Source organism: Alexandriicola marinus (assembly GCF_004000435.1).
In the GTDB taxonomy this organism is placed as follows: Bacteria; Pseudomonadota; Alphaproteobacteria; order Rhodobacterales; family Rhodobacteraceae; genus Alexandriicola; species Alexandriicola marinus.
In genome coordinates this window covers 479,708-493,822 of sequence record NZ_RBVZ01000002.1, presented here as the reverse complement: position 1 = coordinate 493,822, position 14,115 = coordinate 479,708, and the positions used below count along the sequence as shown (strand labels likewise).

The following is a 14,115-nucleotide window of genomic DNA, read 5'->3' as shown; positions in this document are numbered from 1 at the left end:
CCAAATTCGGGGGCTGAACGGCCGCGTCGCCTGTCCTGCCCCAAGGAGCAAACGCGACATGCGATTTCTACGCCGCGCCCTCACGGGCGTCTTCATCCTTTCGCTGAGTCTGGCGATCATCGGGTATGCGGGCAGCCTTGTCTTTGGCGCCGTGACCGACAGGATGAATGCCGAGCCGCGCAGCTTCCCCCAGCGCGAGCAGGTGATCGCCGTCAACGTGGTCGAACTGCAGCCCGAGAGGATCGCACCGGAGCTCAAGGTCTTCGGGGAAATCCGATCACGCAACACGGTGGGAATCCGGGGCTCCGTGGGCGGCACGGTCGTCTATGTGTCGGATCAGATGATCGAGGGCGGTCGGGTCGAGGCGGGTGAAATCCTTCTTCGGGTCGATCCGGCGGATGCGCAGGCCGATCTGGCCCGGCGCGAGGCCGAGTTGGCCGATGCACTGGCCGCCGAACGCGACGCCGAGCGCGATCTTTCGATCGCCCGCGATGACCTGATTGCCGCGCAGGAGCAGGCAGACCTCCGCGCCTCGGCCTTGCAGCGCCAGCGTGATCTTCAGGCGCGCGGGATCGGAACGGCGCCGGAACTCGAGGCCGCCGAACTGGCCGACAGCAGCGCGCGCCAGACCGTTCTGGCCCGGCGCAAGGCCGTCGCGCAGGCCGAGGCGTTGATCGATCAGAACGTGAACCGCACCACGCTGGCCCGCCTGAACGTCGAAGAGGCCCGCCGCACCCTTGAGGGGACAGAGATCGTCGCCGCGTTCGACGGTGTCCTGTCGAATGTCGGCGTTGGTGTGGGCAGCCGCATTACGGCGAATGAACAGGTTGCGACGCTGGTCGACCCGAACGCGCTCGAAGTCGCGCTGCGGGTTTCGACTGCGCAATATGCGACGCTTCTTGATCAGGACGGCCGCCTGCGGCCGCTCGACGTGGCGATCGGGCTGGATATCGAAGGGATCGATCTGCAGGTCTCGGGCCGGATCGTTCGCGAAAGCCCCACCGTGGGTGACGGCCTCACGGGCCGCCTGATCTTTGCCGCGATCGATGCTGCCGCCAGCTTCCGCGCTGGTGATTTCGTGTCCGTGACCGTGCGTGAGCCGCCCATCGACGGTATCGCACGCCTTCCGGCGACCGCACTCGGCCCCGATGGCACCATCCTCGTTCTCGGTGAAGAGGACCGGCTGGAACTGGCCGAAGTCGAACTCGTCCGCCGGCAGGGGGACGATGTCCTTGTCCGGGCCGGAGAGTTTGCCGGGCGCTCGGCCGTCGCCGCACGCACGCCCTTGTTGGGCCCGGGCATTAAGGTGCGTCCGATCGGCGCGCCCACGGGCGAGGAAACCGCCTCGGCGGCGCCTCCGGCGATCCCGGAAATGGTCAAGCTGGATCCCGACCGGCGCGCGCGGCTCGTGGCCTATGTCGAAGGCAACCAGCGGATGCCGGACGAGGCCAAGACACGGCTTCTGGCACAGCTCGAGCAGGACGAGGTTCCGCTCGAGACGGTCAATCGCCTCGAATCGCGGATGGGGGGCTGATCCATGCAGCCTGATATCTCGAAGGGCATCCTGTCCTATTTCACCCGTCACCGGACGCTGGCGAACCTGTGCCTTGTCTTGATGCTCACGGCGGGTGTCGTGGCCTTTCCCAACATGCGGGCGCAGTTCTTTCCTGACGTGGTCGTCGATTCGCTGTCCGTCTCGGTCAGCTGGGATGGCGCAGGCGCGGAAGACGTCGACGAGGCAATCGTCCAGGTCCTCGAGCCCGCTTTGCTGGCCGTCCAAGGTGTGACCGGATCGAACGCCCGGTCCACCGAAGGGCGGGCCAGCGTATCGCTGGATTTCGAGCCGGGCTACGATATCGAGCGGGCCGAAAAGGATGTCCAACAGGCGGTCGACGCGATCTCGAACCTGCCCGACGATGCGGACGAGCCGTCGGTCAGGCGCGGGGGCTGGTCGGATCGGGTCACCGATGTCGTCCTGTCTGGGCCGGTTGGCGTGGATCAGTTGGCGCGCTTTGCCGACACCCTGTCGGTGCGACTGTTTTCCGAAGGCGTGACGCAGGTTTCGGTTCAGGGTGTCGCGGCGCCCTCGACCATCGTCGAAGTGTCGTCCCTTTCGATCGTGCAATACGACATCGGCCTTTCGGAAATCGCCTCCGCCATCGGGCAGGAGGTCAATGCCGATCCCGCGGGCGATGCCGGCGACGCACGCGTCAGAACCGGGGTTGCCAAGCGCGACGCCGATGCCATCGCTTCGATAGTGCTGCGACAGAATGCCGATGGATCGAGCCTGACCGTCGGTGATGTCTCTTCGATCACCGTCGAGGGTGTCGACCGGGATCAGGCCTATTTCGTCGGGCCCAACCCGGCCGTGCAGCTACGCGTGGATCGATCCGCACAGGGCGACGCCATCGGGATCGAGGAGACGGTGCGCGAGGTGGTTCGCGAATTCGAAGCCGAATTGCCGCAGGGCGTCACCGTTGAATTGGTCAATTCGCGGGCCGATGCCATCTCGGGCCGGCTGGCGCTCTTGCTGGATAATGGTCTGATCGGGCTTGGCCTGGTCGTCGTGTTGTTGTTCCTGTTTCTCAGTGCGCGCACGGCCTTCTGGGTTGCTGCCGGTATCCCGGTCGCAATGTTCGCGGGTATCGCGATCATGTATGCCTTCGGGCTGACGCTGAACATGATCTCTCTCTTCGCGCTGATCCTGACATTGGGGATCGTGGTCGACGATGCGATCGTTGTGGGCGAACACGTCGACTTCCGCGCGCGCCGATTGGGCGAGCCGCCGGTGGTCGCGGCCGAAAACGCGGCCAAGCGGATGTTCACGCCTGTCTTTTCCGCGACGCTGACCACGGTGATCGCGTTCTTCGGTCTTGTCATCATCGGGGGGCGGTTCGGGGATCTGATCTCGGACATTCCGTTTACTGTGATCGCGATCCTGATTGCGAGCCTCGTGGAATGCTTCCTGATCCTGCCCAACCACCTGAGCCACGCCATGGCCCACCGGGCGAAAGAGCGGTGGTATGACTGGCCGTCCCGGCAGGTCAACCGGGGCTTTTCGTGGATCCGCGAAACCCTGTTCAAGCCGCTGATGTCGTTCGTTCTGGTGATGCGCTATCCGATGATCGGCCTCGCCATTCTTGCGCTGGCAAGCCAGGTCACGCTGTTCGTTCGGGGCGATGTGCAGTGGCGGTTCTTCTCGGCACCGGAACAGGGCTCGGTCACGGGCAATTTCGCGATGCTGCCCTCCGCCACGCGGGAAGACAGCCTCGAGATGATGCAGATGATGCAGAAGGCGGCCGAGGATCTGGGTGCCCAGCTTGAGGAAGAGCATGGCAACAACCCGATCGAATTCGCCATCGCGCAGATCGGCGGCAATTCGGGCCGGGGGCTTGCGGGTGCCGATACCAAGGAGTCCTACCAGCTTGGCGCGATCACGATCTCGCTCATCGACGCGGATTCGCGGCCCTATTCGTCGCGCGAATTCGTGACGCAGCTTCAGCAAGCCATTCCGATGCATCCGCTGGCCGAGACGGTCAGTTTCCGCAGTTGGGGCAGCGGCCCGGGCGGCGACGATATCGACGTCCAGATCTTCGGAGCCAATGCCGATACGCTCAAGGCCGCGGCAGAGGCTCTGAAGGCCGAACTCTCGGTCTTTGCCGAGGTGTCGGGCGCCGAAGACACGCTGGCTTATGACAAGGACGAGCTGATCCTCGAATTGACCCCGCAAGGGCAGGCGCTGGGCTTCACGATCGATGATCTGGGCCGCACCCTGCGCAGCCGGCTGAACGGCGTGGAGGCCGCCAGCTATCCGGTGGGCGCGCGGTCGGCCACCGTCCGGGTCGAGCTGCCCGCCGACGAATTGACGGCCGATTTCCTCGACCGGACGCTGATGCGCGCCTCGAGCGGGCAATACGTTCCGCTGGCCGATATCGTGACGGTCAGCCGGGAACGGGGCTTTTCGACGATCCGGCGCGAGAACGGGATCCAGCTGATTTCCGTCACCGCAGGGCTCGAGGATGACGACGCGGCCCGGGCGACCGAAATCATGGACAGCATTTCGGGCGATATCCTGCCCCGGCTGGAATCGGATTTCGGGGTCGAGACGCGGATGTCGGGCCTGAGCGAGCAGGAAAACGAATTCCTGAACGACGCGCTGCGCGGCCTGATACTCTGTCTTGTAGGGATTTACCTCGTGCTGGCGTGGATTTTCGCCAGCTGGACCCGGCCCATCGTGGTGATGGCGATCATTCCCTTCGGATTGGTCGGGACGATCTTCGGCCATTACATGTGGGATGTGCCCATGTCCCTGTTCACTGTCGTGGGGCTGATCGGCATGGTCGGGATCATCATCAACGATTCCATCGTGCTGGTGACCACGGTCGATGAATATGCCGAAAACCGTGGATTGCGGCCCGCGATCATCGACGCCGCCGCCGACAGGCTGCGCCCGGTTTTCCTTACGACGGCCACGACGGTGCTGGGCCTTGCGCCCCTGCTATATGAAGGATCGACGCAGGCGGAATTTCTCAAGCCCACGGTGATCACGCTGGTCTACGGGCTGGCCTTCGGGATGGTTCTTGTCCTGATGATCGTGCCGTCGCTTCTGGCCATGCAGGAAGACTGGGCACGGGCGGTCTCTGCGACCCGGCGGGCCGTGGGGGCACCGTCGCGGCGCATCCGGGGCCTGACGCGGCTTGCGGTGCTCTGGTCGGCAGGGGTCTTTGCGGCCATCGTCCTGCCGGTGCTGATCAACGGGCAGGCATGGCCCGTCGTGGCCGACCTGTTGCCCGCGATAGGCTTTGGCTTCGGCCCGGCGCTGGGCGCCTATCTCGCGCTGGTTCTGATCGGGTTGTTGGTAATCTATATCGCAGGCGCGATCTTCGGTCGCCGGGGCGCGCGCACCTAGCCGGTGCAGCCCCGGATATCGACCGCGCGGCCATCAGCCAGAACGGTGAATCGCATGGCCGACCGGTCGATCGTGACGCCGCCGCCATCGACATGGATCATCTCGGCCTGCGCCATCAACGTGCCGCCCGATCGCTGAACCTCGGGTTCCGAGACCCAGATAAGCGGATCGCCCGCCTCGATGACGACCTCTTCGCCGGGGCCCATTGCCGGCAGGCCCAGCGTCGCTGTGATTTCCATGCCCCGGCTTGTGGGCGCGATCTCGCAGCGGACGCTGCCCACCCCGGCTTCGGCCGGTGTCATGGGCCTGTCGATCAGGGCCGCGACGATGGCAGGATGCCTGTGGCTGTCGTCGGGCAGCACCACGTCGAAGGTCAGCTGAACGGGCACGCAGACATACTCGCAGACCCCGATCTCGACCTGACCTGCCAGATGGGTCGGGGGACCCGCCTCGTTGCGGATGATCTCGACCGGGAGGACCATCCTGTCGCTATAGCCGATCGACCGCATTCCCGATTGATCGAAGACCTCGGGAACCGGCCAGTGAAACTGGACGCCCGCCACGTTCTGCGACCCGGACCAGCCGAACAGCGGCGGAATGCCGCCGTCGCCCGGCGCGCGCCAATAGGTCTTCCATCCCGGGGCAAGCGAGAACTGAAACCCGACCATGAGGTTTCCGTTCTGCAACTCCCAGCCGGGCAGAATCTCCAACTCGGCCAACAGGTCCGGCATCTCGTCTGCGAGAGCGGGGGTGGCTGCGGCAAGCGCCGCTGCGAATGCAAGTGTCCTGATCATGATCCTGATGTCGGCATTCGGGCCCTGAAATGGAAGTCACGTCTGTGAGAGTCCGGCACCGTCCCCCCCTTGCACGTGGCCCCGAGGCATCACATCATCGTGGTATGAGTGATATCATGTCCGATCTGAGCGGCAAATTCCTGATTGCGATGCCGGGAATGGGCGATACCCGCTTTTCGCAAAGCGTCGTCTATGTCTGCGCGCATTCCGAAGATGGCGCCATGGGCCTGATCGTGAACAAGCCCACACCCGAGGTGCGGTTTTCCGATCTGCTGACCCAGCTGGAGATCGATGCACAGCCCGGGATGCGGGATATCCGGGTGCATTTCGGCGGACCGGTCGAAAATTCGCGCGGCTTTGTTCTGCATTCGGCCGATTACAAGTCCGGCGAATCGACGCTTATGGTCAATGACGAGATGGGGCTGACGGCCACGCTCGATGTGCTCGAAGAGATTGCGCAGGGCCGGGGGCCGAAATCGTCGTTCCTTGCGCTGGGCTATTCAGGCTGGGGGCCGGGTCAGCTGGAATCCGAGATCGCGCAGAACGGCTGGCTGACGTCGGACGCGAGGTCCGACATCGTCTTTGGCCGCGCGAACGAGCACAAATGGATGGCAGCCGTCAAATCGCTCGGCATCGATCCAGTCACGCTTTCGGCGACGTCCGGCCGGGCCTGACCTCAGCCGGGCTCGGCCCCGATCAGCGCCGCGACAAGGGCGCGGGCTTCGGGCGCGGCCCAGTCGGCCTCACCCTGAAGGCGGCCGATCTCCTGGCCCGCGGGATCGAGGATCACCGTCACCGGAAGACCCAGAACACCGAAATCCCGGGCAAGCGCCTGTCCCGGATCGCGATGAAGCGGCAGGTTCGACACGCCGATTTCTTCGAAGAAGGCCTGCATCGCAGGCACAGCGTTGCGCCCGGTGGCGATGGTGACGACCTCGAACGTCTCGCCGCCGAATTCATCCTGAAGAGCGGCCAGCTGAGGCATCTCTTCGCGACACGGCGCGCACCATGTTGCCCAGAAATTGACCAGCGTGAACTTGCCTTCGAATTCGGCAAGCGTCATCTCGCCCCCGGATTCCGCCGTAAAGGCGGTGTCCGATCCGGCGGCTGTCGCAAGGCGCAGTTTCGCCATGTCGCCCTGACGCAAAGGCTCCAGCGCGGCAAGATCGACCCCGGTCGATTGGCTGGCAGGGCTTTCCCCGCTGCCCAAGGCCAAGTATAGCCCACCGGCGAGCCCGATCGCTGCGGCGGCAGTCAGGATGACGGCTTTCATCATTGGAACACCTTCTGGATACGGGACGACATGTCGGACAATTCGAACGCGAATGCAATGTGGGGCGGCCGGTTCGGGGCGGGTCCCGACGCGATCATGGAGGCGATCAACGCCTCGATCGGTTTCGACAAGCGGCTTGCTGAACAGGACATCGCGGGCTCCCGGGCGCATGCGGCGATGCTCGCCGCTCAAGATATCATCACAGAAAAGGACGCCGAGGCCATTCGGGAAGGCCTGCTCACGGTGTTGTCAGAAATCGAGGCGGGTAATTTCGCCTTTTCGACCGCGCTTGAAGACATTCACATGAATGTCGAGGCCCGTCTGAAGGAAATCATCGGCGAACCGGCTGGCCGCCTGCACACCGCGCGCAGCCGCAACGACCAGGTGGCGACGGATTTCCGGCTGTGGGTCCGCGATCAATGCGACGCGGCGATCTCCGGGATCACCGCGCTGATGAAAGCGCTTCTGGGTCAGGCCGAGGCCGGGGCCGATTGGGTCATGCCGGGGTTCACCCATCTTCAGGTGGCGCAGCCCGTGACCTGGGGTCATCACATGCTGGCCTATGTCGAGATGCTCTCGCGCGATCGTGGCCGGTTCGAGGATGCGCGTGCGCGCATGAACGAATGTCCGCTGGGCGCGGCGGCCCTTGCCGGCACGTCCTTTCCGATCAACCGCGAGATGACGGCGGAGGCGCTGGGCTTTGACAGGCCGATGGCCAATTCGCTGGATGCGGTGTCTGACAGGGATTTCGCCCTCGAATTCCTCGCCGCAAGCTCGATCTGCGCCATGCATCTGAGCCGCCTTGCCGAAGAGCTGGTGATCTGGTCCTCGGCGCAGTTCCGCTTCGTCAAGATGTCGGACCGCTGGTCGACCGGGTCGTCGATCATGCCGCAAAAGCGCAACCCAGACGCGGCCGAGCTGATCCGCGCCAAGATCGGGCGCATCTTCGGCGCCAATGTCGCGCTGATGACGGTGATGAAGGGCCTTCCGCTGGCCTATTCGAAAGACATGCAGGAAGACAAGGAACAGGTCTTCGACGCGGCCGACAACCTCATGCTTGCGCTGGCCGCGATGGCGGGCATGGCCGGCGACATGTCTCCCCAGCGCGCGGCGATGGCTGCCTCGGCAGGCACCGGTTTTTCCACCGCGACCGATCTGGCCGACTGGCTGGTGCGCGAACTGGGCCTGCCGTTCCGCGAAGCCCATCACGTGACCGGAAGCCTTGTGTCGATGGCCGAGGGCAAGGGCTGCGATCTGCCGGACCTGAGCCTTGAAGACATGCGCTCGGTTCACGAGGGGATCACCGAGGCCGTCTTCGGTGTTCTGGGGGTGGACAATTCTGTTGCCAGCCGCATTTCCTATGGAGGAACGTCACCCGAACGGGTGCGCGAACAGATTGCCCGGTGGAAAGCGGCCCTGACCTGATGCGCAAGATCGCCCTCATCCTGACCCTCGGCCTCGCGTCGGCCTGCGGCGCGGATGGCCCGCCCAGCGTTCCGGGCGGATCCCCAATCGCCAACGAGGTGTTCTGATGTCGGCCTTGCGGATGCTGTATCTCGCCCTCGCGGTCTGGGGCACGATCCACCCGATGTATTACTTCCTGGGCTATATGCGCGCCGAGGGAACGGGTCTGGGCGGTCTGATCGACGCATGGTATGTCAACTGGTCGACGACGGGTCTGACATGGGATCTGACGATCGCGGCGATCACGCTCACGATCTGGATCCTCGCCGAGACCTTCACCCGCAAGAATTGGTCGGCCCTGATCGCGATCCCCGCCACCTATTGCATCGGGGTCAGCTGCGGGTTGCCGCTTTACCTGTTCCTCCGGACCCGACCGGTCACCTGATCGGATTGTTTCCTCATCTGGGGAAGGCGCCCCGGAAACCGGGAAATTGTTTCGTTGTCGCCCCATTCTTGCCCGATTGACGGTCGAGAAATCCGGCATGAGCTGATCATGCCAGAGGAGCGCCAAGGATGACGAGCCCGACGAAACCCAGCGACCCCGTCAAGAAGGTCCTTCTTGCCGACCCGCCCCCTCCGCCGGAGCCGAAGCCCGATCTTGTCGCCGCCGCGGCCAAGCAGTCGGGCGTCAGCCCGTTCACCCAATTCTACCATATGCTCAAGCTGCGCTATGGCGCACAGGGCATCCGCTTCAACGATTACTACGATCTGCGTCTGTTCGATCCGTCCAAGTCGATGGAAGAAAAGTGCGAATTCGTGGGGTCCGACGCGAACCTCGAGTTGAACAAGCGGCTCAGCAACGCCGACGAGGTCAAGCTCGAGCGTCAGATCCTGATGCGCAAGGCGCTGGCCGAGGCCTATTTTCGCTCCAAGGACCTGTCCGTCACCACGACGCAGGCGACGCTGGGGTACAGCGGGCAGATTTCCTACATCCCGAACCTCGATGACGAGGCCGCTGTGGCGGAGTTTCTGCGCGAAAAGGCCGTCTATCCATTGTTCGCCAAGCCTGACAAAGGCTCCCGCAGCGTGGGCTCGGCCCGGATCGACAGCTTTGACGCGGCGACCGACACGCTTAAGATCGGCAATGGCCAGTCCATCAAGGTCGCGGATTTCGCGCGCGAGATCATCGAGGATTATTCCGACGGCTTTGCCTTCCAGCATGTGGTCGAGCAGCATCCGGAGGCCACCCGCGTCGCGGGGCCGGCCGTGGGGACAGTGCGGGTCGTGACCGTTCACGACGGTGAAAAGGCCAACCTTCTCTACGCCCTTTGGAAACTGCCTGCGCCCAACGCGATGTCGGACAACTTCTGGCAGGACGGGAGCCTGCTGGCCGCGCTCAACCCCGATGACGGGACCATACGTACCGTGCGCCGCGGCACCGGCATCCGTCAGGAAACGCTCGACACGCATCCGACGACCGGAGCGGCCTTTGACGGCTTTGCCATCCCGATGTGGGATGAGGTCGTCAAACTCGCCACGGCTGCGCATGATACCCTGCCCAAGATCGGGATCCTCGGCTTCGATATCGCGCTGGGCAAGGACGGGCCGCTGATCGTGGAATGCAACACCAACCCGTTTCACACGCTCTACCAGATCGCGGAAGGCCGCGGCATCTATTGCAAGGAATTGCGTCCGCGGATCGAAAAGATCGCAAGCCGTTTCGATGGGGCCGATCCGGCCCATGCGTGACGCTTTCACGCTTGGGTTTCCCGGCTGACATGGTGTATCCCCGGCGAAGCCATTCGTCGGGGATTTCCATTGGACCACTTTCTCTATCGCGACGGCCAGCTGATGGCCGAAGACGTCCCGCTTGCCCAGATCGCGGCCGAGGTGGGCACCCCCGTCTATGTCTATTCGGCGGCGACGCTGCTGCGCCATTTCCGGCTGTTCGACGAGGCGCTGGCAGGCATGGATCATCTTGTCTGTTTCGCGATGAAATCGCTGTCGAACCAGGCGGTGCTCAAGCTTCTGGGCGATGCGGGCGCGGGGATGGACGTGGTCTCGGCCGGGGAATACATGCGCGCCCGTGCCGCCGGTGTTCCGGGCGACCGGATCGTCTTTTCCGGCGTAGGCAAGACCCGCGAGGAAATGCGCATCGCGCTGACCGGCGGGATCCGGCAATTCAATGTCGAGAGCGAACCCGAGATGGAGGCCCTGTCCGAGGTCGCCTCCGCGCTGGGTGTTGTCGCGCCGATCACCGTGCGCGTGAACCCGGATGTGGATGCGAAGACCCACGCCAAGATCGCGACCGGCAAATCCGAGAACAAGTTCGGTATCCCGATCAGCCGCGCTCGCGAGGTCTATGCACATGCCGCGCGCCTTCCGGGGATCAAGGCGATCGGCATAGACGTGCATATCGGCAGCCAGCTGACCGAGCTGGACCCCTTCGAGGCGGCCTATCGCAAGGTGGCCGACCTGACCGAGGCGCTGCGCGCCGACGGGCACGAGATCACCCGGCTGGATCTGGGGGGCGGCCTTGGGATTCCCTATGCCCGCGACAATCAGGCGCCACCTCTGCCGCTGGACTACGGCGATGTGATCCGCAAGACCGTCGGCCATCTTGGCTGCGAGATCGAGATCGAACCGGGGCGCCTGATCGCCGGCAATGCCGGCATCCTGCTGACCCAGGTGATCTACGTGAAATCGGGCGAGGATCGCGATTTCCTTATCGTGGATGCCGCGATGAACGACCTGATCCGCCCGGCCATGTATGAGGCGCATCACGACATCGTCCCGGTCGTGGAGCCTGCTCCGGGTTTTGAACCCCATGCCTATGACATCGTGGGTCCGGTCTGCGAAACGGGGGACACCTTTGCGCGTGGCCGGTCGATGCCACGGCTTGCGCAGGGCGATCTCGTCGCCTTCCGTTCGTCGGGCGCCTATGGCGCGGTGATGGCCAGCGAATACAACTCGCGCCCGCTGGTGCCGGAAGTGCTCGTCAGTGGTGATCAATTCGCGGTTATCCGCCCGCGGCCCACCTATGAAGAAATGATTTCGCGCGATACGGTTCCCGAATGGGTCTGACACTCTATGTTGAGGGCCATGAAACGGGAGAGTCGCTCTGTCTCTTACGCCATTGGATAAACGCCCGGACCTGAGTCACCTGGAACGGCCGATCAGGCTGACCCGGTATGGCATGGTCGCCGAACAGGTTGTGCGCGGCTTCTGGCCGCTCTGGACGATTGTGGCCATAGGGCTTGCCGTCCTGTTGACCGGATGGGCCGGACAGATCACCGCCAACTGGCAGATCGGGCTGGCCGTCGTCTGGATCGCGGCGATGGTAATTGCCGCGGGCTTTGGCTTTCGGCGCTTTGTCCTTCCCAACTGGGAGGAGGCAGAGGCCCGTGTCGACGCCCGCCTGCCGGGCCGTCCGATCGCGGCGCTGCATGACACGCTGGCCATTGGTGGCGGCGACGGGGCCTCCCGCGCGGTCTGGGAGGCGCATCTTTCGCGCATGGCGACCCGTAGCCGCGAGGCGCGCGCGGTCGAACCCGACCTCAAGGTGGCGTCCCGCGATCCGTTCGGTCTGCGATACATCGCGCTTCTTCTTCTGGCGGCGGCGTTTCTGTTCGGCGCGCTCTGGCGGGTGCCGGATGTCGGGGTGGCGCAGCCCGCGGCCGGCCAGCAGATCGCCACCGGGCCGGTCTGGGAAGGATGGGTCGAGCCGCCCTCCTATACCGGGCGGCCCTCGATGTATCTGGCTGACATTCCCGAGGGGCTTCTTGTCACGCCTGAGGGCAGCCGCATCACGATCCGGATCTACGGCGAAGACAGCGGCCTGACGATTTCGGAAACCGTCTCGGGCGCGGTGCCCGACCCCGAGGCCGAGGCTGCGGGCGAAGACGTGGCCCAGCCGACGATTACCGTGGCCCAAAGCGGCAGCCTCGCCATCGAGGGCGAGGGCGGCGCATCCTGGGATATCCGGATGATCGACGATGCGGCCCCGGCGGTTGCCGTTGCGGGCCCGGTCGAGGCCGATGCCATGGGCGAAATGGCCCTGCCGTTCGAGGCCAGCGACGATTATGCGGTGATCGCCGGTCAGGCCGAGATCGCCCTCGATCTGGACGCGGTCGAGCGGGTCCATGGCCTGGCGATCGCGCCCGAGCCGCGCGATCCGGTGATCGTCGACCTGCCGATGCCGTTTGCCGGCGACCGAGACGCGTTCACCGAGACCCTGATCGACGATTTCAGCGAACATCCCTTTGCCAACCTGCCTGTTACCGTCACGCTGAGTGTCCGGGACGGAGAGGGGCAGTTGGGCAAAGCTGCGCCCGAAGAGATGATCCTTCCGGGTCGCCGGTTCTTTCAGCCCATCGCGCGGGCCGTCATCGAACAGCGGCGGGATCTTCTGTGGTCGCGCGAGAACGGCCGCCGTGTCTGGCAGATGCTGAGCGCCGTGGCCCATGAACCCGAGGGGTTCTTCCCGAACGAGACCACCTATCTGAGGCTGAATTTCACGCTGCGCCGGCTGGACGAGATGATCAGGGCAGGCGCCCTGTCGGATGATGACGTGGCCGAGATCACCGAGGCCCTTTGGGACCTCGCGATCCAGCTTGAGGAAGGCACGCTTGCCGATGCGCGCGAACGCCTGCGCCGCGCGCAGGAGCGTCTGGCCGAGGCCATGCGCAATGGCGCCTCGGACGAGGAAATTGCCGAGCTGATGAACGAACTGCGCGATGCGATGAACGATTACATGCGCATGTTGGCCGAACAGGCCGAGCCGCAGGGCGACGGCACCGATCAGCCGCAGACCTCTGAGAATTCGATGCAGATCACTCAGGACGAGTTGCAGGCGCTTCTCGACCGGATCCAGGAGCTGATGGAAGAAGGCCGGATGGCCGAGGCGCAGGAGCTGATGGAACAGCTCAACCAGATGATGGAGAACCTTCAGGTCACGCAAGGAAACGGTGAGGGGGGACCGCAATCGCCCGGTCAGCAATCCATGCAGGATCTGGCCGAGACGCTTCGTGATCAGCAACAGCTGTCGGACGAATCCTTCCGCGAATTGCAGGAGCAGTTCAACGGACAGCCGCAGAACCAGCCCGGTCAGCAGGGCCAGCAGGGCCAGCAGCCGCAGGGCGGCCAGCAGGGTGAGGGGCAAAGTCCGGGGGACAACCCTTCCGGGCAGGGCCAGCAATCCGATCAGGGTCAGGGCGGCGAAGCCGATCCCGAAGGCAGCCTTGCCGACAGGCAACAGGCCCTGCGTGACGAGTTGGAGCGCCAAAGAGGCAATCTGCCGGCGCTCGGCGGCGACGAGGCAGAGGCCGCCCGCGACGCGCTGGGCCGCGCCGAAGGTGCCATGGACAACGCCGAAGACGCCCTTCGGGAGGGCGATCTGGCCGAGGCGATCGACCAGCAGGCCGAGGCGATGAACGCGCTGCGCGACGGGATGCGGAGCCTTGGCGAAGCGCTGGCCGAGAACCAGAACAACGAACCGGGTCAGGGCCAGCAGGAAGGCCGCGCCGAAGGACAGGTCGAACCGTCCCGCCGCGATCCTCTGGGGCGGCAAATGGGCAACAACGGCCAGTTCGGAACCGAAGAGAGCCTTCTGCAAGGCAGCGATGTCTATCGCCGCGCCGAGGAAATCCTCGACGAGATCCGCCGCCGCGCCGGTGAACAGGAACGCCCCGAAGGCGAGCTTGATTACCTCAGGCGTCTGCTCGAACGGTTCTGAC

General features: G+C 64.6%; 10 protein-coding genes. 8 read left to right on the top strand and 2 right to left on the bottom strand.

Annotated elements, in window-relative coordinates; all coding sequences use genetic code 11:
- Positions 1 to 58: 58 nt before the first annotated feature.
- Positions 59 to 1,534 carry an efflux RND transporter periplasmic adaptor subunit gene (locus tag EP376_RS08815; protein WP_127655182.1) on the top strand — a complete coding sequence of 492 codons (1,476 nt, stop codon included), beginning with the start codon at positions 59 to 61 and terminating at the stop codon, positions 1,532 to 1,534.
- A gap of 3 nt (positions 1,535 to 1,537) precedes the next feature.
- Entirely contained in the window at positions 1,538 to 4,909 is a 3,372-nt protein-coding gene (locus tag EP376_RS08810; protein WP_203330981.1) for an efflux RND transporter permease subunit, read from the top strand.
- On the opposite strand, the gene EP376_RS08805 is transcribed toward EP376_RS08810, so the two are convergent.
- Positions 4,906 to 5,703, bottom strand: a complete 798-nt coding sequence (locus tag EP376_RS08805) for a protein-disulfide reductase DsbD domain-containing protein (protein ID WP_127655181.1) — start codon at positions 5,701 to 5,703, stop codon at positions 4,906 to 4,908. The genes EP376_RS08810 and EP376_RS08805 overlap by 4 nt on opposite strands.
- 116 nt (positions 5,704 to 5,819) lie before the next feature.
- Between EP376_RS08805 and EP376_RS08800 the strand changes: the two genes are divergently transcribed.
- Positions 5,820 to 6,377 (top strand): YqgE/AlgH family protein, encoded by a 558-nt coding sequence (locus EP376_RS08800; RefSeq protein ID WP_238928698.1) that lies wholly within the window; start codon positions 5,820 to 5,822, stop codon positions 6,375 to 6,377.
- Positions 6,378 to 6,379: 2 nt separating this feature from the next.
- Here EP376_RS08800 and EP376_RS08795 read toward each other — a convergent pair whose 3' ends face one another.
- Positions 6,380 to 6,979, bottom strand: a complete 600-nt coding sequence (locus EP376_RS08795; RefSeq protein ID WP_127655179.1) for a TlpA family protein disulfide reductase — start codon at positions 6,977 to 6,979, stop codon at positions 6,380 to 6,382.
- 27 nt (positions 6,980 to 7,006) lie between these two features.
- On the opposite strand from EP376_RS08795, the gene argH reads away from it, so the two are divergent.
- From argH to EP376_RS08770, 5 genes are all read left to right on the top strand, one after another.
- Positions 7,007 to 8,401, top strand: coding sequence for an argininosuccinate lyase (gene argH / locus EP376_RS08790; RefSeq protein WP_127655178.1), 1,395 nt, complete (start codon positions 7,007 to 7,009; stop codon positions 8,399 to 8,401).
- 106 nt (positions 8,402 to 8,507) lie between these two features.
- Positions 8,508 to 8,825, top strand: a complete 318-nt coding sequence (locus EP376_RS08785; protein WP_127655177.1) for a DUF2834 domain-containing protein — start codon at positions 8,508 to 8,510, stop codon at positions 8,823 to 8,825.
- A 128-nt stretch (positions 8,826 to 8,953) separates the two neighbouring features.
- Entirely contained in the window at positions 8,954 to 10,129 is a 1,176-nt protein-coding gene (locus EP376_RS08780; protein ID WP_127655176.1) for a sugar-transfer associated ATP-grasp domain-containing protein, read from the top strand.
- Between the two features lie 69 nt (positions 10,130 to 10,198).
- The gene (gene lysA / locus EP376_RS08775; RefSeq protein ID WP_127655175.1) at positions 10,199 to 11,464 is read left to right on the top strand and encodes a diaminopimelate decarboxylase; all 1,266 of its coding nucleotides are present in this window, start codon (positions 10,199 to 10,201) and stop codon (positions 11,462 to 11,464) included.
- Between the two features lie 52 nt (positions 11,465 to 11,516).
- A complete protein-coding gene (locus EP376_RS08770; protein WP_338068387.1) occupies positions 11,517 to 14,114 on the top strand; it encodes a TIGR02302 family protein in 2,598 nt (865 codons plus the stop codon).
- Position 14,115: the final 1 nt, after the last annotated feature.

What these genes read in the sequence shown, in the direction of transcription:
- EP376_RS08805 (WP_127655181.1), bottom strand. Translation starts at nt 5,703, where the DNA reads ATGATCAGGACACTTGCATTCGCAGCGGCGCTTGCCGCAGCCACCCCC.
- EP376_RS08785 (WP_127655177.1), top strand. Translation starts at nt 8,508, where the DNA reads ATGTCGGCCTTGCGGATGCTGTATCTCGCCCTCGCGGTCTGGGGCACG.
- EP376_RS08780 (WP_127655176.1), top strand. Translation starts at nt 8,954, where the DNA reads ATGACGAGCCCGACGAAACCCAGCGACCCCGTCAAGAAGGTCCTTCTT.
- EP376_RS08800 (WP_238928698.1), top strand. Translation starts at nt 5,820, where the DNA reads ATGTCCGATCTGAGCGGCAAATTCCTGATTGCGATGCCGGGAATGGGC.
- EP376_RS08810 (WP_203330981.1), top strand. Translation starts at nt 1,538, where the DNA reads ATGCAGCCTGATATCTCGAAGGGCATCCTGTCCTATTTCACCCGTCAC.
- EP376_RS08795 (WP_127655179.1), bottom strand. Translation starts at nt 6,979, where the DNA reads ATGATGAAAGCCGTCATCCTGACTGCCGCCGCAGCGATCGGGCTCGCC.
- argH (WP_127655178.1), top strand. Translation starts at nt 7,007, where the DNA reads ATGTCGGACAATTCGAACGCGAATGCAATGTGGGGCGGCCGGTTCGGG.
- EP376_RS08815 (WP_127655182.1), top strand. Translation starts at nt 59, where the DNA reads ATGCGATTTCTACGCCGCGCCCTCACGGGCGTCTTCATCCTTTCGCTG.